This window comes from Rubellimicrobium roseum (assembly GCF_006152145.1).
In the GTDB taxonomy this organism is placed as follows: domain Bacteria; phylum Pseudomonadota; class Alphaproteobacteria; order Rhodobacterales; family Rhodobacteraceae; genus Rubellimicrobium; species Rubellimicrobium roseum.
Genome location: NZ_VDFV01000053.1, coordinates 1 through 22,811 on the forward strand (window position 1 = coordinate 1; position 22,811 = coordinate 22,811).

General features: G+C 66.8%; 20 protein-coding genes. 9 read left to right on the forward strand and 11 right to left on the reverse strand.

The window, feature by feature from the left end:
• Positions 1-741: 741 nt before the first annotated feature.
• The 4 genes from FHG71_RS19780 to FHG71_RS19795 all read right to left on the reverse strand — a co-directional run bounded on the left by FHG71_RS19780 (position 742) and on the right by FHG71_RS19795 (position 5,142).
• Positions 742-1,632, reverse strand: coding sequence for a carbohydrate ABC transporter permease (locus FHG71_RS19780; RefSeq protein ID WP_139083424.1), 891 nt, complete (start codon positions 1,630-1,632; stop codon positions 742-744).
• 10 nt (positions 1,633-1,642) lie between these two features.
• Positions 1,643-2,596: a carbohydrate ABC transporter permease gene (locus tag FHG71_RS19785; RefSeq protein ID WP_218014172.1), complete on the reverse strand. Its 954-nt coding sequence runs from the start codon at positions 2,594-2,596 to the stop codon at positions 1,643-1,645.
• Positions 2,597-2,692: 96 nt separating this feature from the next.
• Positions 2,693-3,907: an ABC transporter substrate-binding protein gene (locus FHG71_RS19790; protein ID WP_218014173.1), complete on the reverse strand. Its 1,215-nt coding sequence runs from the start codon at positions 3,905-3,907 to the stop codon at positions 2,693-2,695.
• Positions 3,908-4,068: 161 nt separating this feature from the next.
• Positions 4,069-5,142 carry an ABC transporter ATP-binding protein gene (locus FHG71_RS19795; protein WP_139083426.1) on the reverse strand — a complete coding sequence of 358 codons (1,074 nt, stop codon included), beginning with the start codon at positions 5,140-5,142 and terminating at the stop codon, positions 4,069-4,071.
• Positions 5,143-5,476: 334 nt separating this feature from the next.
• On the opposite strand from FHG71_RS19795, the gene FHG71_RS19800 reads away from it, so the two are divergent.
• From FHG71_RS19800 to FHG71_RS19840, 9 genes are all read left to right on the forward strand, one after another.
• Positions 5,477-6,274, forward strand: coding sequence for a FadR/GntR family transcriptional regulator (locus FHG71_RS19800; RefSeq protein ID WP_139083427.1), 798 nt, complete (start codon positions 5,477-5,479; stop codon positions 6,272-6,274).
• A gap of 42 nt (positions 6,275-6,316) precedes the next feature.
• The gene (locus FHG71_RS19805) at positions 6,317-7,249 is read left to right on the forward strand and encodes an NAD-dependent epimerase/dehydratase family protein (protein ID WP_342777520.1); all 933 of its coding nucleotides are present in this window, start codon (positions 6,317-6,319) and stop codon (positions 7,247-7,249) included.
• A gap of 60 nt (positions 7,250-7,309) precedes the next feature.
• On the forward strand, positions 7,310-8,212 hold the full coding sequence (gene ltnD / locus FHG71_RS19810; protein WP_139083428.1) for an L-threonate dehydrogenase: 903 nt from the start codon (positions 7,310-7,312) through the stop codon (positions 8,210-8,212).
• Positions 8,209-9,450 carry a 3-oxo-tetronate kinase gene (otnK, locus tag FHG71_RS19815; protein ID WP_139083429.1) on the forward strand — a complete coding sequence of 414 codons (1,242 nt, stop codon included), beginning with the start codon at positions 8,209-8,211 and terminating at the stop codon, positions 9,448-9,450. The genes ltnD and otnK overlap by 4 nt, the downstream gene beginning before the upstream one ends.
• Positions 9,447-10,097, forward strand: a complete 651-nt coding sequence (gene otnC, locus FHG71_RS19820; RefSeq protein ID WP_139083430.1) for a 3-oxo-tetronate 4-phosphate decarboxylase — start codon at positions 9,447-9,449, stop codon at positions 10,095-10,097. Before otnK ends, otnC begins: the two co-directional genes overlap by 4 nt.
• Entirely contained in the window at positions 10,094-10,852 is a 759-nt protein-coding gene (locus FHG71_RS19825) for a hydroxypyruvate isomerase family protein (protein WP_139083431.1), read from the forward strand. The genes otnC and FHG71_RS19825 overlap by 4 nt, the downstream gene beginning before the upstream one ends.
• A 116-nt stretch (positions 10,853-10,968) precedes the next feature.
• Positions 10,969-12,186, forward strand: a complete 1,218-nt coding sequence (locus tag FHG71_RS19830; RefSeq protein ID WP_176559527.1) for an HlyD family efflux transporter periplasmic adaptor subunit — start codon at positions 10,969-10,971, stop codon at positions 12,184-12,186.
• A complete protein-coding gene (locus FHG71_RS19835) occupies positions 12,183-13,355 on the forward strand; it encodes an FtsX-like permease family protein (RefSeq protein WP_139083433.1) in 1,173 nt (390 codons plus the stop codon). Before FHG71_RS19830 ends, FHG71_RS19835 begins: the two co-directional genes overlap by 4 nt.
• 10 nt (positions 13,356-13,365) lie before the next feature.
• On the forward strand, positions 13,366-14,067 hold the full coding sequence (locus FHG71_RS19840) for an ATP-binding cassette domain-containing protein (protein WP_139083434.1): 702 nt from the start codon (positions 13,366-13,368) through the stop codon (positions 14,065-14,067).
• A gap of 978 nt (positions 14,068-15,045) precedes the next feature.
• Here the strand turns inward: FHG71_RS19840 and FHG71_RS19845 are convergent.
• The 7 genes from FHG71_RS19845 to hisD all read right to left on the reverse strand — a co-directional run bounded on the left by FHG71_RS19845 (position 15,046) and on the right by hisD (position 22,684).
• Positions 15,046-15,627, reverse strand: a complete 582-nt coding sequence (locus tag FHG71_RS19845; RefSeq protein WP_139083435.1) for a cupin domain-containing protein — start codon at positions 15,625-15,627, stop codon at positions 15,046-15,048.
• A gap of 56 nt (positions 15,628-15,683) precedes the next feature.
• Positions 15,684-16,820, reverse strand: a complete 1,137-nt coding sequence (locus FHG71_RS19850; protein WP_139083436.1) for a substrate-binding domain-containing protein — start codon at positions 16,818-16,820, stop codon at positions 15,684-15,686.
• 41 nt (positions 16,821-16,861) lie between these two features.
• Positions 16,862-17,836 (reverse strand): ABC transporter permease, encoded by a 975-nt coding sequence (locus tag FHG71_RS19855; RefSeq protein ID WP_139083437.1) that lies wholly within the window; start codon positions 17,834-17,836, stop codon positions 16,862-16,864.
• Entirely contained in the window at positions 17,833-18,801 is a 969-nt protein-coding gene (locus FHG71_RS19860) for an ABC transporter permease (protein ID WP_139083438.1), read from the reverse strand. The genes FHG71_RS19855 and FHG71_RS19860 overlap by 4 nt, the downstream gene beginning before the upstream one ends.
• Entirely contained in the window at positions 18,798-20,312 is a 1,515-nt protein-coding gene (locus FHG71_RS19865; protein ID WP_139083439.1) for a sugar ABC transporter ATP-binding protein, read from the reverse strand. The genes FHG71_RS19860 and FHG71_RS19865 overlap by 4 nt, the downstream gene beginning before the upstream one ends.
• Positions 20,309-21,163 (reverse strand): sugar phosphate isomerase/epimerase family protein, encoded by an 855-nt coding sequence (locus tag FHG71_RS19870; RefSeq protein ID WP_139083440.1) that lies wholly within the window; start codon positions 21,161-21,163, stop codon positions 20,309-20,311. Before FHG71_RS19870 ends, FHG71_RS19865 begins: the two co-directional genes overlap by 4 nt.
• A gap of 189 nt (positions 21,164-21,352) precedes the next feature.
• Positions 21,353-22,684: a histidinol dehydrogenase gene (gene hisD / locus FHG71_RS19875; protein WP_139083441.1), complete on the reverse strand. Its 1,332-nt coding sequence runs from the start codon at positions 22,682-22,684 to the stop codon at positions 21,353-21,355.
• Positions 22,685-22,811 lie beyond the last annotated feature (127 nt).

A 22,811-nucleotide genomic window follows, 5' to 3' on the forward strand; every position in this document is an offset into this window, starting at 1 on the left:
ATCACGCGCGTCGCCTGACCTCGAGGGGAAAGGGGCGAACTCGGCCTCAACTCGAGTTGCGCAACAACGCCATTGAATGATGTCAGAATATATTAGAGTATACTCATACTCAAGGGTATAAGAGGGTGTTTGGGAATTCAGGCGGCGAGGCGCTTCAGCAAGAGGGCGCAGGCAGCAATGGTACGAGCGCCTCAGCGCTTTGGACGTGGAACTCGTAATCCTTGGAGAGCCTGCGGTGGCGACTGAGCCGAGCGAAGGTTCGCTCCACGATCCAGTTGGGCCCTACGACCTCAAAGCTTGGCCGAGGTTGCTTGATGGTACGGAGTTCCCAGCCGGCCTGATCGTCGAGGTACTGGGCCAGGGCTGCGCTCTCGTAGCCCGCGACCAGACCCTCCGGTTCTGAGCCAACCCATCGGTCTCAAATCATCTGACAACGAACACCGCTCCGAGGAGATCCTTTTCCGTGCATCCACACCAAGAGAACGTGGAATGGTGAGCAGCGATGCGTGAGAGAGCAGATCGAAACAACTCGCTACAGGTTACCAGGGGAGGTTTCTCCGCTCCGCTCGTAGCAGTTCAGCGGCATCCGAGGTCCGACGTTCCGAGATGATCTGGCGAGGGCTGAGCTGAAGTCACGAAGGCAGGGACCGACCTTGCTCCGCCATGACGAACACCATGAATTCGAACTGTGGGATACCAGATCCATGCGCTGCTCAAGATGACCGGGCGTAGGCCCGGGCCTCACTCCTTCACAGCGCCCGTCATCGACGACACATAGTAATCCACGAAGAAGGAATAGAGGATCACTACGGGAAGCGAGCCGAAGAGCGCGCCTGCCATGAGCGCTCCCCATTCATAGATGTCTCCGCGCACGAGCTCGGTCAGCACACCCACAGGCACAGTCTTGTTCTCCGACGAGGAGATGAAGGTCAGCGCATAGATGAACTCGTTCCAGGACAACGTGAAGGCGAAGATGCCCGCCGAGATCAGGCCCGGCACCGCAAGGGGCAGGACCACCTTGGTCAGGATCTGCCAACGCGTGGCTCCATCCACCAACGCGCTCTCCTCCAGTTCGAAGGGGATCGAACGAAAATACCCCATCAGGAGCCATGTGCAGAAGGGAATGAGGAAGGTGGGATAGGTGAGGATGAGCGCGAGCCGCGAGTCGAAGATGCCGACCTGGAAAACGATGAAGGCGAGCGGAATGAACAGGATCGAGGGCGGCACGAGGTAGGCCAGAAAGATCATGAGCCCGGTCACGCGGGCCCCTGTGAAGCGGATGCGCTCGATCGCATAGGCCGCGAACACCGAGCAGGCGAGCGAGATGATCGTGGAAGCCACAGAAATCAGGACGGTGTTCCAGAGCCAGCCTGGATAGGAGGTCTCCAGGAACAGGTAGCGGATGTGCTCCAGCGTGGGACCGACCACCCAAAAGGGGCTGTAGTCGTCGTAGTTGGTGAGCTGGTTGTCCGGCTTCACCGCCGTGATGGCCATCCAGTAGAACGGAAAGAGCAGCACGAACACGAAGACCGCCAGAGGCAGGTATATCACGAGGATCCGCCGCGGAAGGGTGTTGAATTGCTCCATCCCCTCGGTGTCGTCGCGGAGTACTGGCTCGGAGTTGATGGTCATCACGCGCTCCTCAATCCTGCCCGCCCTGCTGCCACTTGCGCCGCTGCAGCCCAAAGAAGCTGAACAGGATGGCCGCGAGCAGGAAGGGGATCATGGCGACGGCGATCGCCGCCCCCTCGCCGAGCTGGCCGCCGGGGATGGCCCGCTGGAACGATAGCGTGGCCATCAGGTGAGTGGCATTCACCGGGCCGCCGCGCGTGAGCACGTAGATGAGTTGGAAGTCGGTGAAGGTGAACAGGACCGAGAAGGTCATGACCACCGCGATAATAGGAGTCAGGAGCGGCAGCGTGATCTTGGTGAACCGTTGCCAAGGCGTGGCCCCATCAAGCACCGCTGCTTCGTTGAGGGACTGGGGGATAGTCTGGAGGCCGGCCAGCAGTGAGATCGCCACGAAGGGGATGCCGCGCCAGACGTTGGCGGCGATGACAGAGGCGCGTGCGGCGCCCGGATCGCCCAGGAAGTTGATGGGCGCATCGATCCACCCCCAGCCCATGAGGACATGGGAGATGATCGAGAACTGGCTGTCGTAGATCCACCAAAAGGCCAACGCCGAGAGCACCGTCGGCACCACCCAGGGCAGGAGCACGATGGCCCGGAAGAAGGTCTTGAAGGGTAGGCGCTCGTTGAGGATCAACGCGAGCCATAGCCCTAGGCCGAACTTCAGCACCGAGGCTATGGCCGTGTAGAGCACGGTATTGAACACCGCGAGCCAGAAAACCGGGTCGTCCAAGAGCCAGGCGTAGTTCTCGAGCCCGATGAAGATGCCGGGTCGACCGATCGTGGTGTCGGTGAAGCCCAGCCAAACTCCAAGCCCTAACGGATAGGTCAGGAAGCAGAGGAGGAAGGCCGCCGCCGGCAACATGAATAAAAGGCCCAGGCCGTTCCGGCTCTCGACGAACCGGCGCAGCACAGATCGAGAAGGAGGACTGTCGGACGCGGCGGCCCGTATCTCGGTTGGCGTCATGGAACCCTCGGGCCTGTCGCGGTGCGGCGGATGTCATGGCGTCCGCATGGATAGGAATCGGGAGGGCGGCGCCGGGCGACACCCTCCCCCCGCATGTCACGAACGATAGTAGCGCTCGAGCCGCCGCACCGCGTTGGCAATCGCATCATCGGTCGTGCGCTGCCCGGTCACGGCCTCCGCGAACATGTCAACGAGGACGTAGTCGGCCATGGCCCCGGCCGAGGCCGGCCCGAGCGGCCCGGCGTAGCCGTTGGTCCGGAGGCTGGCCGAGGCCTTTGAATAGGGCACATGAATCGGATTGGAACTCCAGACCGGGTTCGACTCGTAAGCCCTGAGAGGCTGGCAGCAGTAGGCGCTAGCCCCTTCGAGCCATCGGTTGAAGTTGTCCGGCTGGAACATCCAGGCGACGTAGGCCTTGGCGGCGTTGGGATATGGCGTGTGCTGGAAGATGTTGATGGTGGACGTCTGGTGAAGTTCCACGGACTCGCCCACGGGACCGATGGGCAGGTTCGTGGTGCGGATGTCCTCCGCGATCTCGGCCATCGCCGGATCGTTCTTGGCCGCGTAGTAGAGCGACACCCCGTTCGCGGTGAGAGAGATCTCGCCCGCCAGGAAGGCACGATTGTTGTTGATATCAAGCCAGCTCTCCGTGCCAGGGATGAACGTGGCGTAGAGTTGCTTGGCGTACTCTATGGCGGCACGGGTCTCGGGACTGTCGATGACGACCTGCCCGTTCTCGTCCACTGTCATGCCGCCGTGGCTCCAGAGAAGCCAGTGGGCGTAGTTGTTGCCGTCGCCCACGGCCTTTCCGTGAGGGAAGCCAGCTGGCGTGCCGTTGGCCTGCATGGCCTTGCAGAGTTCGAGGAAGCCCGCCGTATCGGACGGGAACTCGGTGAAGCCCGCAGCCTGCATGTGGCTGTCGCGGTAGCAGATGGCGTTGCCGATCGCGCAGAGAGGCACGGCGATGAAGCGGTCGCCCTGCGTGGCGTAGGCCCGGAGGCCGTCGTACCAGCCGCCGTCCCGCTCTCCCAAGGCCGTGCAGAGATCCGTCACGTCCACGAGCTTGTCCGGATACTGGAACGGATCGTCGAACCAGCTCATCACCATGTCGGGCCCCGAGCCCACGTTGGCGGCGACGGCGGCCTTGGGGCGGACGTCCTCCCAGCTTTCCTGGTCGATCTGCACTTGGATGCCGGTCGCCTCGGTGAAGGCCTGCGTGTTGGCGTTCCAGGCCTCCTCCTCGCCCGCCACGAAGGGAACCCAGCGCAGGAGCCTCAGCGAAGCACCCTCCTCGGGAGTGAAGGTGGGCATCTCTTGAGCGAAGGCACGCCCACCAAGACCCCCAAGGCCGGCCAGGGCGGCCAAACCTGCCGATGACTTCAATAGGTCTCTACGTCGCATATCGGTCCTCCTCCTTGTTGTCGCTTGCCCCCTCGCCGCGTGCCGTGCCGCACGTCTTCTTGGCGCGAGAATTACAATCGCTGGCCCGTCTCTGCGTCGAACAGATGCGTGGCGGACGTGTCTACCGAGACATGGATGATCTCGCCAGGGCGCGCGGCAATGCGCTCGCGAAAGACGCAGATGACCCCGGTGCTGGCGAGCCGCGCAGAAACCTGCGTTTCCGCCCCCGTGGGTTCGGTCACGACAACTTGCGCAGGCACCCCGCCCGCTGGATCGAGGCGGACGCTTTCGGGCCGAAGGCCGTAGACAAGGGCGCGGCCCGCGGCCGTACGGCTGGCGACGTCCGTGCCTGCCGGCAACGGCAGCGCGGTGCCGTCCGCAGCCACAAAGCGGCTGCCATCTGGCGCGAGACGTCCTTCGATGAAGTTCATGGCAGGCGAACCGATGAAGCCTGCGACGAACTGGTTCACCGGTCGGTCGTAGAGGTCCAGCGGCGTGCCAATCTGCTCAACCCGCCCGTCCTGCATGACGACGATCCGATCGGCCATTGTCATGGCCTCGATCTGGTCGTGGGTGACGTAGATGATGGTGGTGCCGAGCCTCTGATGCAGTTCCTTGATTTCCGAGCGCATGGCCACGCGCAGCTTGGCGTCCAGATTGGAGAGCGGCTCGTCGAACAGGAACACCTGCGGGTCGCGCACTATGGCGCGCCCCATAGCCACCCGCTGGCGCTGCCCGCCCGAGAGCTGCCGAGGGTAGCGGTCAAGCAGGTGCGTCAATCCCAGGATCTCGGCCGCGGGCCGCACCTGCGTCGCGATCTCGGCTTTCGGTGTCTTCTTGAGCATGAGCGAGAAGCCCATGTTCTCGGCAACGGTCAAGTGCGGGTAGAGCGCGTAGTTCTGGAACACCATGGCGATGTCGCGCTCCTTGGGCGGGAGCGTGTTGACGGGCCGGCCGTTGATGCGGATCTCGCCCGCCGAGATGTTCTCGAGCCCTGCCAGCGTGCGCAGAAGCGTGGACTTGCCACATCCTGAGGGCCCGACCAGGATCACGAACTCACCATCCGCAATGGTGATATCAATCCCCTTGAGGACCGGATGTGCGCCAAACGACTTGCGCACATCGATGAACTCGACTGACGCCATGCCTCCTCCCCAGGTCCACGGCTCGTATTCGTTGGCCGTTGCCCCGCCCCAAGCCTCCTGCCCTCTCCGGCGAGGGCACCTCCGCACGCCCACATGCGACGCGGACCAAGCTGGTACGGTGGTTGGACCACCAGTTCACAGGCAGCGTAGACCGCGCTTGGCCTGTGGTTCAAGACAATCTTCTTCGCCGGCTTGGAGAGTTTTCCTCACCACGAGCGCATGACTAAGTCACCACTTAGATCTGGCAGGGTCACGCCTGCATGGCCTTGACAGCCTGTGTCGCCGTTCGTCTACTAAGCTGGTACGGTGGATGGACCACCGGGACAGACCCGCCATGGAAGCAGCCCTCGTCCATGTCCTCGCCGCATCCAGCACAGGCCTGGCGCGCAGCCTGTCGCGGCAGACCATGCGCGATGTCATAGCTGGCAAGATCGCCGCGCTCATCGCCTCGCGCGTGCTCGAACCGGGTGACGAGATCCCGAGCGAGCGGGCCTTGGCTGCCGCCCTGTCGGTGAGCCGCGAGACAGTCCGGGGGGCCATCCAGTCGCTCGCGGCCCGCGGGATCCTCGACGTCACCCACGGGACCCGCACACGGGTCGCGAAGTCCGACGTAGGCGGCCTTGGCCTAAGCCTCCCCGGTCGCCTCGACGTCAGCGATTATACCCTCGATGACGTGCACGCCGCGCGTGTGCTCGTCGAAAGGCAGGTCGTGACCGAGGCCACCGGGCGCATCTCCGACGATGGACTCGCGACCCTCGGCCGATCCCTCGCTGCGCAGGAAGCCTGCCTCGACGATCCTGTGCAGTTCCTCATCTGCGACCGGGAGTTCCACGCCGCCATCTATCGCTCCTGCGGCAATGTTCTTCTCGCCGACCTGGCCCTGGACCTCTACACCTACCTCCTCGACTCGCGGCGCCGCATCGTCTCGCGCCCCGGGCGGATCGCGGAATCCATCGCCGATCACCGCGCCATTCTCGAAGCCCTTGCGGCGCATGATGCCGAAGCCGCTGTTGCCGCCTTCGCGCGTCACGAGATGCGCATCTATCATTCGACCGCCGCCCTGCTGACCGGGACTGAGGCACGAGGAGCGGAGGCGCTCTCGACCGTCAGGGAGCCGGACCGTGAAGATTGAGGGCCGGAACCACCTGAAATCCGCGAGCACCGAGAGCACGGCATGCATGTCCTGATTCTGGGCACGGCCAGCATCATAGGCCGCAAGCTCGCGACGGTCCTCGTCAGATTCGGGGTCCTGAACGGGACGCGGGTCACCCGCCTGATGCTGGCCGACGCGTCGGAGCCCGAAGTGCCGGCTGAGCTGGTCCCGGGCGATCTCCGCATCACGACAACTGCCGTCGACATGGCGGTCCAAGGCGCCGCGCAGGCCCCCGTGGCAGTACGACCGGACCTCATCTTCCATTTAGCGGCCATCGTCTCAGCCGAGGCGGAGGCCGACTTCGAGAAGGGCTACAGCGTCAATATCGACGGCACGCGAGCACTCTTCGAGGCCATCCGCATGTTGGCCGCAAGGGAGCATTACCGGCCATGCTTCGTCTTTACCTTCCCGATCGCCACTTTCGACCGCTCTTTCCCCCAGGTGATCGAGGACGACTTCATCCACGCACCCCAGACGAGCTACGGGACGCAGAAAGCTATCTGGGAACTGCTCCTTGATGACTACTCGCGCCGGGGCATCCTCGATGGCGTGGCCCTCCGGATGCCCACCATCTGCATCCGTCCCGGCCGGCTCAACCGCGCGGCGTTGGGCTTTTCTTCCAGCGTCCTGCGCGAGCCTCTCCTCGGGCAAGAGGCCGTTCTGCCGGTGGACGAGTCCCTACGCCACTGGCATGCGAGCCCGCGCGGCCGATGGATTCCTCCTGCACGCAGCAACCATGCCGACCGAGCGGCGGGCGCTGACCATGCCTGGCGTCTCCGCCACGGTGGGCGAGCAGATCGAGGTTCTCTGGCGTATAGCCGGAGATCAAGCGGCGGCGCTGATCCGGCGCGAACCCGATCCTGCCGTTGGCAGGATCATCGCGGGCTGGCCGGAAGCTTTTCCCCCTTGCCGAGCCCTCGAGTAAGGATCTCGAGCAGAAAGGGACTTCGATGAGCTCATCCGCGTTTACATCGCAAACGGGCTCAACAGGCGGCTGGTCCAGGAGCACAGGCCATGACGCAGGATCTTAAGGTCGGCGTGTTCGGGCTGGGCTCGATGGGAAGCGGCATCGCGGCCTCCCTCCTGCGCGCAGGCCTTGACACCGCGGGGTTCGACGTGGCGGAGGAGGCCGTGGCGCGCTTCGCCGCAGTCGGCGGCCGTACCGGGACACTTGAGGCACTAGCCCCCAGCCTCTCGGTCGCGGTAATCGTGGTCGTCAACGCCGCGCAGACCGAGGATCTCCTGTTCGGCGCGTCGGCGCTGGCGGGCCTCCTGCCCCGCAGCGCCGTGGTCCTGGGCTGCGCCACGGTCCCGCCCGAGACGGCACGCACCTTTGAGGCGCGTCTTGCCGAGCGCGGTCTTCTCTACCTCGACGCGCCAATCTCGGGCGGCTCCGCGAAGGCGGCAGAGGGCGCACTCACCCTCATGGCAAGCGGCGCGCCCGCGGCGTTCGAGGCCGCCCAGCCGGTTCTGAGCGCTATGGCGGCAAAGATATTCACCTTGGGCGACGCCGCCGGCGCGGGCTCGGCGATGAAAGCCGTCAATCAGATGCTGGCGGGCATACACATCGCAGCCGCCGCTGAGGCCATGACCTTCGGCCTCACCCAGGGCGTGGCGCCGGACCGGTGCCTGGAGGTCATCACGCAATGCGCGGGCACCTCGTGGATGTTCGAGAATCGCGGCGCCCACATCGCGGCCGGCGACTACACGGCCCGATCAGCCGTCGATATCTTCGTCAAGGATCTCGGCATCGTGTCGGACATCGCCCGTGTCGCGCGCTTCGCGGCCCCACTCACAGCCACAGCGCTCCAGCAGTTCTTGGCCGCCGCGGGCATGGGGCTCGGGCGCGAGGACGATGCCGCCGTCGCGAAAGTCTATGCGCGCAATGCCGGGCTCCGCCTGCCGGGGGAGACATGATCCTCGGAGCGATCGGTGACGACTTCACAGGCTCCTCGGACCTCGGGCTCACGCTGGCGGCCGGAGGGATGCAGACGATCCAATTCGTGGGCGTGCCCGATGTCCCTGCTCCGCCAGGCGTCGAAGCCGGCATCGTCGCCCTCAAGTCCCGCTCGGTCCCGGCGCCCGAGGCCGTGCGCCAGTCCTTGGCGGCACTCGATTGGCTGCGGGCGCAAGGCTGTCGGCAGTTCCTCTTCAAGTATTGCTCGACGTTCGACTCCACGCCCGAGGGGAACATCGGCCCCGTGATCGAGGCGCTGGTCGAAGCGCTGGACACCACAGACCCGGTGATCGTCTGCCCGGCCTTTCCCGCCACGGGCCGCACCGTATACCAAGGGCACCTTTTCGTAGGAGACCGGCTCCTGTCCGAGAGTGGGATGGAGCGCCATCCCGTGACCCCCATGACCGACGCCGACCTGCGCCGATGGCTCGCCCGCCAGATGCGCGCCTCGGTGGGACACCTTCCCTTGCGCGCAATTCGCGAGGGCCATGCACGCGAGGGATTGCTGAACGAGGCGGCGGCCGGGCGACAGGTCGTCGTTTGCGACGCGGTGGCCGACTCCGATCTCCTGGCGCTCGGTGAAGCCGGACAGGGTTTTGCACTCATCACCGGAGGGTCGGGGATTGCCTTGGGCCTGCCCCGGCTCCTCGCGCCCAAGCGGCAGAATAGCGAAACTTGGCAAGGGGCGCAGGGCGCTGCGCTTGCGCTCTCGGGTTCCTGCTCGGCAGCCACGCGAGCACAGATCGCGGCGCATGCCGCGGCAGGAGGCGCACAGCGCAAGGTCGAGGTGGCGGATCTCGTCGAGGGGCGCGAGACGGCGGCCAGGGCGCTCGCTTGGGCGCAGGCGCAGGACGGATTGCCCCTTGTCTACACGTCCGATGATCCGGCGCAGGTGGCGGTCGCGCAGGAAAGGTTCGGCGATGCCCGCGCCGCCTCTCTGGTCGAGGGCTTTTTCGCGGAACTGGCCGCCGCCGCTGTGGATACAGGCGTGACGCGGCTCATCGTGGCGGGCGGGGAGACCTCGGGCGCCGTCACGGAGGCGCTGGGGGCCAAGGCGCTCGCCATCGGCCCCATGATCGACCCAGGCGTGCCCGCCCTCCGCGTCCAAGGGCGGCCGCTCGCCCTCGCGCTCAAGTCGGGCAACTTCGGCGCGCCGGACTTCTTCCTTAGGGCTGCCCGCGTGCTGGAGGGCACATGACGACCGAAACCCGCCTTCGTGAACAACTCTGCATGCTGGCCGCCTCCCTTTTTGATCGCGGCCTCACGCCGGGCGCCTCAGGCAACATCTCGGCGCGGACCGAAGATGGGGGCCTCCTCGTCTCGCCCACCGGACATTCCTTCGGCCGGCTTGATCCTGCGAGGCTGGCCCGGCTTGATGCGCAGGGACAGCTTGTAGATGGGGATCCGCCTACCAAGGAGATGCCGCTCCACGCCGCCTTTTACGAGACGCGTACCCGCACGGGGGCGGTGGTACACCTGCACTCGACTCATGCTGTGGCGCTCTCGATGCTGCCCGACACGGACCCCGACAATGTCCTCCCGCCCTTGACGCCGTATGCCATCATGCGGCTGGGAAGGGTGAAGCTCCTGCCCTTGTTCCTGCCGGGCGACCCGGCGATGGGCGAGGCAGTGCGGGGCCTCGCGGGGCGACGGAGCGCGGTCCTCCTCGCCAACCACGGCCCTGTCGTTGCGGCCGCTGACCCCGAGGCCGCGGTGAATGCCATTGAGGAGCTCGAGGAGACGGCAAAGCTCGCCCTGCTCACGCGGGGGCTCGCACCGCGGATCCTTGAGGCGGCGCAGGTCGCGGCCGTGGTCGATCGGTTCAACGTGGAGTGGGACGGGTGACGCATTGGCGGTTCTCGGCAAACCTTGGTTTCCTCTGGAAGGAGTTGCCGCTCCCCGAGCGGATCCGGCGTGCGGGAGCGGCGGACTTTGACGCTCTGGAGTTCCACGACGAAGCACAAACGGCCGACCCGGGCGCCCTGCGTGCAGCGCTGCATGAGACGGGGCTGCCGGTTCTGGGGCTCAACGCTCGGATGGGCGCGACGGCGGGGCTCGCCGCCCTGCCCGGCGCCGAGGCGCAGGCGCGCGCCGACATCGAGGAGGCGGCCCGCACCGCCGAGCGCGTGGGAGCCAAGGCGATCCATGTCCTGTCGGGCCGCAGCCATGGGTCCGCGGCCCGTGACTGCTATGTTGCGAACTTGCGCCATGCGCTCCAGACCTTTGGTGGCACGGTACTGATCGAGCCGATCTGCCAGGCGGCGAACCCCGGCTACTTCATGAATAGCCTTGATCTTGCTGTTGCGGTGCAGGACGAGGTGGCCGATCCACGCCTCAGAATCCTGTTCGACTGCTTCCACATTGAAATGGGCCAGGGGGATACGGCGGCACGCTTCCAAGCCGTCGCAGGCCGGGTTGGACATGTTCAGATCGCCTCGGTTCCAGACCGGGCCGAACCCTCGCCTTCCCAGCTCGACTACGCTCAGCTCCTGCCTGCATTCCGTGCCGTCGGCTACACAGGCGCTCTCGGCTGCGAGTACGTGCCACGCACAACGGTCGAGGCAGGTCTGGGCTGGCGCGCGGCACTAGGAGGCATCTGAAAGGGCATAATAGCCTGGCCGCCAAATCGACATCGCAGGCCTGACATCTGGCGTGCCGGCCAGATTTCTGCTTAATTTGCATCCATCTGACAGCACTTCGCCAGAGGATGGCGGGCATGACCCTGGCCGACGACCCGACGTTGCCGCTTGACCTGCACCTTCCCGAATCCCCCGCACCGCAGCGCCGACGGTTCCGCAAAAGGTTCCTGCTGGTCCTCTTGATCCCCGTTTTCATGTTCTCGGGCGCCGTCATCGGCATGTATTACCAGCCGCCCGGGCTGCAACGGTTTTACGCGCTGACCGGCCTTCAGCCGGGCGGCGGGGCCGACAGCCCCATGGCGTTGCCGCCCGACATCGAGGTGCCGCAGCAAATGGCCGAGACGATGCTGCCCTCGGACGTGGTGGGCCTCGCGCGGCTCATGCCGCGCGGCGACATCGCGGTGGTCGCAGCTCCCTATGGAGCGGGCGACTCGCGGGTGGCCGAGATCCTGGTTGCGATCGGCGACGAGGTGGACCGGGGTGCGCCTCTGGCGCGGCTGGACAATCGCGAGGCGCTGGAAGGGGCCGTTCTGCAGGCTGAAGCGAACCTGGCCATCCGAGAGGCTGCGCTGATGCAGACCCGCAGTGCCATCGAGGCCAGCCGCGCCGAAGCGCAAGCGACGCTCGATCAGGCTCGGGCCACGGCCGAGGAGGCGGCGGCCACCCTGAGCCGGACCGAGGCCCTTGCCGAAGGAGGGATCGCCACGACCGCTACACTCGATGGGGCGCGTACCGCAGCGAGAGAAGCCGAATTGGCCGTTGAGCGGGCCGCGGCGACCCTGGCGCGCTTTTCCGCCGTGGCGCTTGAGGATCAGCCCGACGTAGTAGTGGCCTCCCGCAACGTAGCCGCAGCCGAGGCGGAACTCGAACGCGCGCGGATGGATCTCCGTCGGTCCGAGGTGCGGGCGCCCATCACGGGCACGATCCTCGATATTCACGCTACACCTGGTGAACGTCCCCCCGCCGAAGGCATCATGGAGATGGGGGACACTGGCCAGATGATGGCCGAGGTCGAGATCTGGCAGGACCGCATCGCCGACGTCGCCCAAGGCCAGCCGGTGGAGATCGCCGCCGACGCGCTGGGGCGCAGTCTGCATGGGACAGTCGAACGCATCGGCCTGACAGTCGGGCGACAGGGGCTGATCTCGGACGACGCGGCGGCCAACTCCGACGCCCGCGTCGTCCGGGTCCTCGTCGCCCTCGACGCCGAATCCTCGGCCGTTGCCGCGCGTTACACCAACCTCGAAGCGGTCGCGCGGATCGACACGGGGGCTGGCGAGCGGGCCGAAAGATGAGTCGGCTTCTGCAGCGCATCTTCGGCCGACTGCCAATCGGCTGGCTGCAACTGACGCACAAGCGCGGTCGGTTCGCGGCGGCGCTGGCCGGGGTGGCTTTCGCGAACGTGCTGGTCTTTGTCCAACTCGGCATCATGAACTCGATGGCCGAGGCGACGCTCCGCCCTTACGGCTTCTTCGACGCCGACGTGATGATCTCGGCGGCCGATGCCAACGCACTGGCCGAAGGCGGCAACGTGGCTCGGCAATGGATGCTCCAGGCACTGGCGGACCCCGACGTGAACGACGGGATGGGACTGTTCGTCGGCAACGTGCCCTGGGATCGGGGCGGGACGGACATCACCCTGACGACCTTCGGGGTCGACCCGGGCCGGCCAGACTTCGTGACTCACGGGCTGACGGATGGCCTCATGTATCTTCAAGTGCAGGATACGGTGATCCTCGACCGGCTCGCGCGCGGGCTGCCGCACGAGGAGGCGGCGGCGATCCGACCGCAGACCCCGCTTGCGTTCGAGACGGAGAACCGGACGCTGACAGCGATGACGACCTTCGCCGGCGGCGGGGCTTTCGGGGGCGATGGCTACATGCTGGTCTCCGACCAGACCTTCCTGTCGCTATTTCCGTCGCGGAGTTCGGCTGCGCCGGACCACATCCTGTTGCGCCTCAGATCCGGCGCCGACGTCGCGGCCACGATCGAGCGACTACAGGGCCTGATCTCGGACCACAGCCTCCGCATCCGCAGCTTCGTCGATGCCGCGGTCGAGGACCTGCGCTACCAGCAGACGCAGCGGCCGACCGGGGTGATCTTCGGCTTCGGTGTCCTAATCGGTGTGCTGGTGGGGCTGGTCATCGTCTATCAGGTCCTGTCGGCTGACGTGGCCGACCACCTGCGCGAATACGCCACCTTCAAGGCGATGGGCTATCGTCCGCGCTTCTTCCTTGGCATCGTGATCGAGGAAGCGCTGGTGCTCGGGCTTCTCGGCTTTCTGCCGGGGCTGATCGTGGGAACGGCGATCCTGACGGTGATGGGCAAGGTCACGACGCTGCCACTCGCCATGACGCCGGGCATGGCGGTCACAGTGCTCCTCGGCACGCTGGTGTTCTCGGTGATCTCCGGAGGCATTGCCACCCGGCGGCTGGCGGCCGCAGATCCGGCCGATCTGTTCTGACGGAGGCTGGATGGACTCCGACCCGATCGTCGAAGTGCGCGGGCTGAACCACTGGTTCGGCACCGGCGAGGCGCGCAAGCTGGCGCTATCCAACATCAACATGACCCTGACGCGCGGTGGCTTCACCGTGCTTATGGGGCCATCGGGATCGGGCAAGACCACGGTACTGACATTGGTCGGCTGCCTGCGCGCGGTGCAGGAAGGTTCCGTGCGGCTGATGGGACACGAGCTGAATGGGGCAAGCGCAAAGGAGCTGACGGCGTTACGGCAGCGACTGGGATTCATCTTCCAGGCGCACAACCTCCACGAAAGCCTCACCGCGTTGCAGAACGTCATCATGGGCGTGCAGGTGCGGCCCGGCTTGCCCGACGATCTGGCCCGGCATGCGGCGGCGCGGGCACTAGGCCTTGTCGGATTGTCCGATCGCCTCGACTACCTGCCCGCCAAGCTGTCGGGCGGGCAGAAGCAGCGCGTTGCGGTCGCCCGAGCGCTGGTCGGCAACCCGGCGCTCGTTCTGGCAGATGAACCGACTGCGGCTTTGGACAAGGACAGCGCTTCAGATGTGGTCGATCTGCTCAAGCGTTTAGGCGCCCGGCGAGGCACGACCACGCTTCTGGTGACACATGACAATCGCATTCTTGATCGTGCAGACCGGATCCTGACACTGGAGGATGGGCGGCTTGTGTCCGTCAAGGAGACCGCGGCCGAGTGAACCGGCCGAGCGCGATGGTGTCCGAAGGCATCCAGGCGAGATCCACGTTGACCTCAACCCTTCTGCGTTTTGCTGGGCGCTCCCCAGCCAGACCGCGGCCCGCTACGCCTACGGGACTGGCCGTCTAGGGCTCTATAAGGCCCGGGGTTCTCTGGAGGGAGCGAAGAAGGAATGGCCGAACTGGTCCCCCACTCCAGCGATGATCGGGCGCGAGACTGGGCGTTACCAGAGATACGCGGATGCTGTGCCAGACGGACCGGAGGCGGCCGCGCGCCCTACATCTTCACGCCAGAGCGCAGGGATACGCGGTTAAGGTTCCATGCGGTTCTGTTGCCGAGTTCGGCGTGAGGGCGAACTGCCTCTGGTCCCGATCTGCGTCGGGCGACGCGCACTCTCCCCGGGGACCCGCGGCCTTGATGATGTGACCGCCCCCCATGTGGATCGTCGCAGACCCACCCTGGCACACCGAAGCCGTCGGGGGGCGGTCACATCATCAGAGCTCTCTATGCGACAGCTGGTCAGTGGCAGCGGCTTCGGCATTCGCCGGGTCACCATTTTACCCTCGATCGCCACGGCAAAGACCACTCGTCCGATGAAGGCGAGCGACAGGTGGACGCTCTCGCCTTTCTGCAATGCCCTGGCAAGGATGGGCGCGAGACTCCATGGTCATGCTCCTGGCGCCATCCAGGCCGACACGGTGAACGATCCCAAAGCGACAGCTGGCCTTTCAGGCCGTCCGAGCCAGATGGCGAAGCCTTCGAACCGGAGCGCGAGGCCGTCGCCTACGCCGGGAGCGAACTTCTGGACACCGCCGACCTGGTCACTTGTCCAATGGCCCAGTCTTGGGTCAATCCACAAAGGCCGCGGTCCCAGCTTCACTGGTAGCGAAACATGACAACGAGACGTTCGGTAGTGACGTGGAGGGGCATGAGCAGCCCTTGAGTTAGAGAAGAGTGAGACGGGGCGGATTGTCTCCGCTCAAGGCACAGGATCAAGCCCGTCACGGAAGCCGTTGAGGTCGGCGTCCACCGAGGACGGGGCGTCGATCCATTCCAACATGGGCTCGCCCGTGACGGGGTCCCGGGCTGGGATCGGCAGCATCATGATCCGCTTGGCCGCCGCGCGGCGGGTCTCTTCGGTGATATGGTCCTCCTGGATGTTGTCCCAGTCGCGCCCGTCCGGGTAGCCGCCCACCATCATGATATCGTCGCTCTGGTTGACCATCTGGTGCGACACACCCGCCGGCATGACGATCACGTCGCCTGCCTCGATGCGGACACGTGTGCCACCCCGCCCGAAGAGTTCCACCTCCATCCAGCCCTGCGCGCAACCCAGGCACTCGTGCGTGGTCGAGTGGAAGTGCGGATAGGTGTAGATGCCAGGGTAGCGCCAGTTGTTGAGCCAGCCGTTGGCGCGGAAGCGGTCGCGCACGGCCTCCGCCCCCCCGCCCGGGATCGCGCCCCGATGGACCAAGAGGGGAAAGCGGCTGTTGGGCAGCATGCCCTTGGGTCGCGAGGGGAACTGCTCGGTGCTGAGCCCTGTCGTCGTCTGAACTGTCATCGATCTCTCCTTCAGGGAACAGGGCCGGGAATACGGATGTCCCCGGCACCGTGACGTCAGTTGCTGGCCTGACCGCCCCAGGCCTCGGGATAGCCGGGCAGTTCCTCGCAGCCGCACATCGCGTAATGGAGCGGCGGCATGTCCGGATTCACGTACTGGTCGAGGTTCTCGGCCGTGATCGCGGGCTGCGGCAGGACCCATTCGGGGCCGGGCACAGGCTCTCCCGCTAGGATACGGGCCGCGGCGATGATCGGGGTGCGCCACTGATAGGTCGGGTAGGTCGGCGCGATGGCGGTCAGGCCCAGCTCCTGCCACTTCTGAAGGAAGTCCTGCTGGTCCTCGCCCACGAAGACGGGCACGTCGTAGCCGTTGTCTTCGAAGGCCTCGATCGCCGCGACGGCGGTAGCCCCGGCGTCCATCCAGACAGCATCGATACTGCCTCGTTGCAGGTAGTCTTCGACGATGCTCTTGGTCTTGGCGTTGTCTCCGTCCGTGAACTCGGCGCCTACGACGTTGAGACCCGCCTCGTCGAGGATGCGGCGGCCGGCCGAGTAGCGCGTCTCGAGCACATCCACGCCAGGCAGGATGCGGAGCATCAGGACGTTCGCGCCCTCCTCCACGTTTTCGGCGATGAAGCGGGCGCCCTGGATTCCGAAGCCGTAGCCGCCGACCGGGTGGATGAAGGTCACCGGGCAGTCGGTGTTCACGCCGCGGTCGAAGACGATGACGGGCAGGACTTCGCAGGCGGCTTCGACGGCGGGGGTGAGCGCCGCGGTCGTGTTCGGCGACACGATCAGGACGTCGCAGTTGCCTGAGGCCACGAGGTCGTTGATGTCGCCGATCTGCTTGTCGTCCGAACCCTCGGCATCCACGTGAATCAGTTCGCCGATCTCGGGGTGCAGGGCCACCTCGGCCTGCATGTTGGTCCAGCCCACCACGCGCCAGGGGTTGTTCACGCCGGCGTTCGAGAAGCAGACGGTGTGCGGCCCTTCGCCGGCCGCGTACTGGGCGGTGTCCACCATCGAGTCCTCGAGGTACTGCTCCCAGGGGGCGCCTTCCGGCCCGATCGGGGTCGCGGCGAGCTGCGCCTCCTGCTCGGCGAACTCGGTCGGGTCATCGAAGTTCTGCGCCGTGGCGGGCAGCGCCAGCACGGCGAGAGCCACCGCCATCGCGGTTGTCGTCCTCAAGGTCATTCCTGTTCCTCCTCCCGTTGTCGGTTGCCCCTTGCGGGGTCTCAGGCGTCCCGGCGGCAAACGGCCAGCGCCACCGCCGAGATCAGGATGAGCCCCTGGACCACCTCGCGGACGGGCTGGGGGAGCCCGAGGAAATTCAGGAGCGTGAAGATGGCCGTCAGCGTAAGCGCGCCACCGAGGGCCGCACCGACCGCGCCGCGCCCGCCCAGGAGCTGCGTGCCCCCGAGGACCGCGGCGGTGATGGCCTGCAGTTCGTAGCCGGTGCCGACGTCGAGCGAGACGCCCGAGAAGCCGCCGAGCAGGATGCCCGCGACGACCGCAGATAGGGACGAGACCACGAAGGCCAGGACCCGCACCCGCGCCACGGGGACGCCGGCGAGGCGCGCGGCCTCGGGGTTGTCGCCCACGGCGTGCAGGAGCCGGCCGTAGTTCGTGCCATGCATAAGCCACCACAGAACCGCTCCCCCGCCGATCAGCACCAGGAGCGCGGCGGGCAGGAGCCCGATCACCGGCACGTCGCGCCACATGAACCGCCCTGCGGCGCGGAAGCCATCCGTGAGATACCCGCGCGGCGCGCCACCAGACCACATGAGGCCGATGCCGCTCACCGTGATCATGGTGCCGAGCGTGGCGATGAGCGAGGGCACCCGCAGCAACGCGACCACGAGACCGTTGACGAGGCCGATCACGCCCCCGGCCCCAAGCATGGCGAGGATCACCCACCAGGTCGCCGCCTCGTTGTTGTAGAGCAGCATGGACGCGCCAACGACGGTGAGGGTGATGGTCGAGCCGACCGAAAGGTCGAAGCCGCCCGAGGTCAGGACGAAGACCTGTCCTGCGGCGAGGATGCAGAGCGGCGCAGCGCGGCGCAGGAAGTTCATGTAGCCCTGCGGCTCGGTGAAGTCGGGGTTCAGGGCGACGATCGCCCCGATCAGGATGAGAAGCACCAGCCAGATCGGGTTGACCCGCAGGAGCCGCGAAAGGCGACGCGGGCGGGGCAGCGCGGCGTCGGTCATGCCACGAGCCTCCGGCTGCCAATGGCGTAAGCGGCCACGGCGGCCACGATGATGCCTCCACGGAGCACCTGCTTGGCGAAAGCGTCCACGCCCAGCACGTTGAAGAGCGAGTCGATCATGGCAAAGATCGCCACCCCCGCCATGGTGCCCCAGATCCCGCCCCGTCCGCCCGCCAACACCGTGCCGCCGATCACCGCCACCGCGATGCTTTCAAGGTCGTACATCCCGTCGCGACCGATCCATGGGGCGCCCGAGCCCAGCCGGGCGGCAAGATAGAGACCTGTAACGGAGGCGCAGAGCGAGCAGAGCAGATGCGCGGCGATGATGACCCTGTCGGTCCTGATACCCGCGAGACGTGCCGCGTCGATGTTGCCGCCCACGGCGTAGATATTGGAGCCGAAGCGCGTCCAGTTCAGAATTGCTGACGCCCCGGCCGCAACAAGCCCCAGGAAGATCAGGCTGACAGGAAGACCCAGGACGGTTCCGGAATCGAAGGACCTGAAGCTTCTCGGCACCTCGCCGGCGAAGTTCGACACCACGGCCGAGAGGATGCCCTGGATCACCATGGCCATGCCGAGCGTCGCGATCAGGGGGTTCACGCGCAGCCGGGTGATGACGAGGCCATTGACGAGCCCCACGACCATGCCAAGCAGAAGGACCGCGAGGATCGCCGGAACGATCATGGTTGTGCTGCCGCCCATGACGACCGAGGCCAGCACTGCCGAGGCCGAGATCAGCGCCGCCACCGACAGGTCAATGGAGGCGCAGAGGATGACGATGGTCTGCCCGACGGCGGTGATGCCCAGCGCGACGGCGCGGGTCAGCATGCCCAGGATGTTCCCGGGCCGCAGGAACTGAGTGTTGCCGGACCATAGGATCGCGATGACATAGACCGCTAGGGCAGCTAGCAGGATCGTGCCGGGCCCGATACGGAGCCGGCGGCGTGGCGAGGGTAGGCTGGTCATACTGCCACCTCCTCGGCGTGCCCGGTGGCGAGCGCCATGACCTCGGCTTCGGAGGCGCCACGGGCCGTCTCGCCCACAAGGCGGCCCTCGCGCATGACGAGGATGCGGTCGGAGACGCCCATCACCTCCGGCAAATCGGAGGAGACGACCATCACCGCGCTACCCCGCCGGGCGAGGTCGCGCATGATGGTGTAGATGCTGGCCTTGGCGTTCACGTCGATGCCGCGCGTCGGCTCCACGAAGACGAGGACGCGGGGAGTCATGGCGAGCCAGCGCGCGACGATGACCTTCTGCTGGTTGCCGCCCGACAGCGTCCTCACCGGGGCGTCGAGGTCGCCCGCCCGCAGGTCGAGCGCGCGGAACAACTCCTCGATGCCGGTCGTGTCCACCGCGGGAGGGCGGGAGGGATTGCCCGCCAGCGGGGCGAAGGCGCGGGGCGAGACAAGGCCGTTGTCACGGACACTTTGCATGAGCATCAGCCCCTGTGCCTTGCGATGACCGGGGAGAAGGACAAGGCCTGCGCGCACCGCCTCGCGTGGGGAGGCGAAGCGTGCGAATACGCCACTCAGGGTGACTTCGCCAACCGTGAAGGGATCGACGCCGAAGAGCGCCATGGCCAGCGCCGTGCGCCCTGCCCCCTGGATGCCGGCGAAGCCCGTGATCTCGCCGGCCCGGAGGTCGAAGGAGATGCCGCGGAGCTGCGCATTCCCGGCATGTCGGACGGAGAGAACGGGCGGACCTATCTCTCCGGGTGCGGCGGGCGGCGGGAAGAACTGCCCGAGGTCGCGGCCGACCATGGCTGCGATGACCTCGCCCGCGGGAGGGACGTGGGAGAGGGCGGCGCTGACCCGCCCGTCCTTGAGGACCGTGACACGCGTCGCGAGGCGCGCGATCTCGCCCATGCGGTGTGTGATGTAGACGACGGCGGTGCCACGGGCCCTGAGGCCATCCACTACCGTGAAGAGGCGCTCGCATTCCGCCTCGTCGAGGGCCGCGGTGGGCTCGTCCATGACGAGGACGCGGGCGCCGTAGGCCAGCGCACGGGCGATCTCGACCATCTGCTGCTGGGCGACGGAAAGGTCGCGCACGGGCAACTCGGGAGCGATGCCGTGGCCTTCGCCGAAGACCGCGAGCGCTGCACGGGCACCCTCGCGCATGGCGCGGCGGTCGAGCCGCCAGCCGCGGACGGGCTCGCGCCCGAGATGCAGGTTCTCGGCCACCGTGCGGTCGGGGAGAAGGGAGAACTCTTGCCAGATGACGGCGATGCCGGCGGAGCGCGCTTCGAGCGGATGCGAGGGCGCGAAGGGGCGGCCGTCAAGCGTCATGCCGCCGGCGTCGGGCTTGTAGACGCCCGAGAGGATCCGCATGAGCGTGGACTTGCCCGCCCCATTCTCGCCCACCAACGCGTGCACCTCGCCCGAGCGGGCGGCAAAAGAGACGTCGGAGAGCGCCTGCACGCCGGGAAAGGCTTTGGCGATGCCGCGCATCTCGAACATCGGGGCGTCGGTCATGCGGCAGCCCCGTCCCAGGTCCGGCGGATGAAAGCGTGCCCTTCGGTCCAGAGCGTGTCGAGGTCCGGAAAGAGCGGTCGCCAGACACGCGTGGCGGCGGCGATGTTCGGAAGGCCCGAACCGAAGGCCTCCATGATTACCCAGCCGTCCCAGCCGCTTTGGCGCAGGCGGGCGAAGATGGCAGGGAAATCGATATGGCCACGGCCGGGGATGCCACGGTCATTCTCGGAGACATGGAGGACGCCCAGATGCTCGCCCAGCGTGACAGGTGCCCCGATCGGGTCGCGTTCCTCGATGTTGGCGTGGAAGGTGTCGTGCATGATGCGGCAGCCCGGATGGCCGACCTGCTCGGCATAGGCGCGCGCCTGCGCGGCGGTGTTCAGGAAATGGGTCTCGAACCGGTTGAGGGTCTCGAGGCTCAAAAAGGCGCCCGTGATCGCGGCGCGTTCGGCGAGTGCCCGGTGGGCCTCTGCGCCGCGGGCAAGCTCGTCCTCGGTCGGGCCCCGGCCGGTGAAATGGCCGAGCGGTGCATGGATGGGACCACCCAGCGACTCGGCCCCGAGCGCGACCGCGCAGTCGAGCGCCCAGTCGAGATGCGCGATGCCCCGCGCCCTGACCTCCGGGTCGGCGCTGGTTGGATCGGCCGAGGGCGAAGGCACGATGGCCGTCGCCGTGCGCCGGAGGTCGAGTTCATCGAGGCGCCGCGCGAGCACGGCATAGTCGTCCGGCCGGCCCGAGAGGATCGGAACTTCGACCCCGTCCCAGCCGATCTCCTTCAGCCGGGCCAAAACGCCAGAATGCTCCGGCCCGACGCGATCCGTCAGGCAAAGCAGATTGATGCCGAGCCGCATGGGGCCATTCCTCCCGGTTGCCGCTCTGGTGGCGGTCTCTGGTCCCAACCGGAGCGTCGCTGCTTCCGATCGTTTCGGCAACCGAAAAACGGGGCGGCGCTCCCGCTTTTGAAGGATAGTCTCGCCGCCCCCGCCAGCGCACTCTTTACACGAAGCGGTCTCGCGACAGCCGCTCGGTCGCACAGACGGTCACTCCGCGGCCTCCCGCGTTTCGGCGGGCTCGCCGTAGGGCACGTTGCGGTGCCCGTAGCGGCGGACGCGGAGGTTGCATTGCTCTGCGTGCCCGACGAAGCCTTCCAGGATGCAGAGCCGCGAGCCGACCTCGCCCACCAGCGCCGCAGCCTCATCGGTCAGGATTCGCTGGTAGCTGTGGGTCTTGAGGAACTTGCCGACCCAGAGCCCGCCGGTGTAGCGGCCCGCGCGACGGGTGGGCAGCGTGTGGTTGGTCCCGATCACCTTGTCGCCGTTGGCCACGTTGGTGCGCGGCCCGAGGAACAGGGCGCCGTAAGAGTGCATGTTGTGCAGGTACCAGTCGTCGCGGTCGGTCATGACCTGCACGTGCTCGTAGGCCATGTCGTTAGCGACGGCGAGCATCTCTTCGTGACTGTCGCACAGGATCACCTCGCCGTAGTCGCGCCACGAGGCCGAGGCGGTTTCCGCGGTGGGCAGGATGGCGAGGAGGCGGTCCACCTCGGCCATCGTGCCCTCCGCCAGGCGGCGCGAGGTGGTGATGAGGCAGGCGGGGGAGTTGTAGCCGTGCTCGGCCTGGCCCAGGAGGTCGGTCGCGCAGAGCTCGGGGTCGGCGGCCGTGTCGTCAGCGATGAGCATGGTCTCCGTGGGCCCGGCGAAGAGGTCGATGCCCACGCGCCCGTAAAGCTGGCGCTTGGCCTCGGCCACAAAGGCGTTGCCCGGCCCCACGAGCATGTCCACGGGCCGGATCGTCTCGGTTCCCAGCGCCATGGCGCCCACGGCCTGCATCCCGCCCAGGACGTAGATCTCGTGCGCGCCGCCCAGGTGCATGGCGGCGACGATGGCGGGGTGGGGCTCGCCCTGCACCGGGGGCGCCGAGGCGATGATGCGGGGGACGCCCGCGACCGAAGCGGTCAGCACCGACATGTGCGCCGAGGCGACCATGGGGAACTTGCCGCCCGGCACGTAGCAGCCCACCGACTGCACGGGGATGTTGCGGTGGCCCAGCACCACGCCGGGCAGGGTCTCGACCTCGACGTCGCGCAGCGACGCCTTTTGCGTCTCGGCGAAGCGGCGGATCTGCTCCTGGGCGAAGCGGATGTCGCCCAGGTCGCGGGCCGCGACGCGCTGCATGGCCGCCTCGATCTCGGACGGGGACAGGCGGAAGGACGGCGGGTCGTACCTGTCGAACCGCACCGAGAGGTCCCGCACGGCCGCATCGCCGCGCGCCGCGATGTCGGCCAGCACGCCCTCGACGGTGGCGCGGACCTTGGCGTCGTCCTCCGCCCGTTCCGCCTCGGGCCGGCCGCGCTTGAGATGGGTGATGGTCATGGCTTCCTTCCTTCTCCGATCCCGGCAGTGATCTTGATGATAAGCTCGGAAACGGGCGGCGTTGTTGCGCAACTCGAGTTGAGGCCGAGTTCGCCCCTTTCCCCTCGAGGTCAGGCGACGCGCGTGA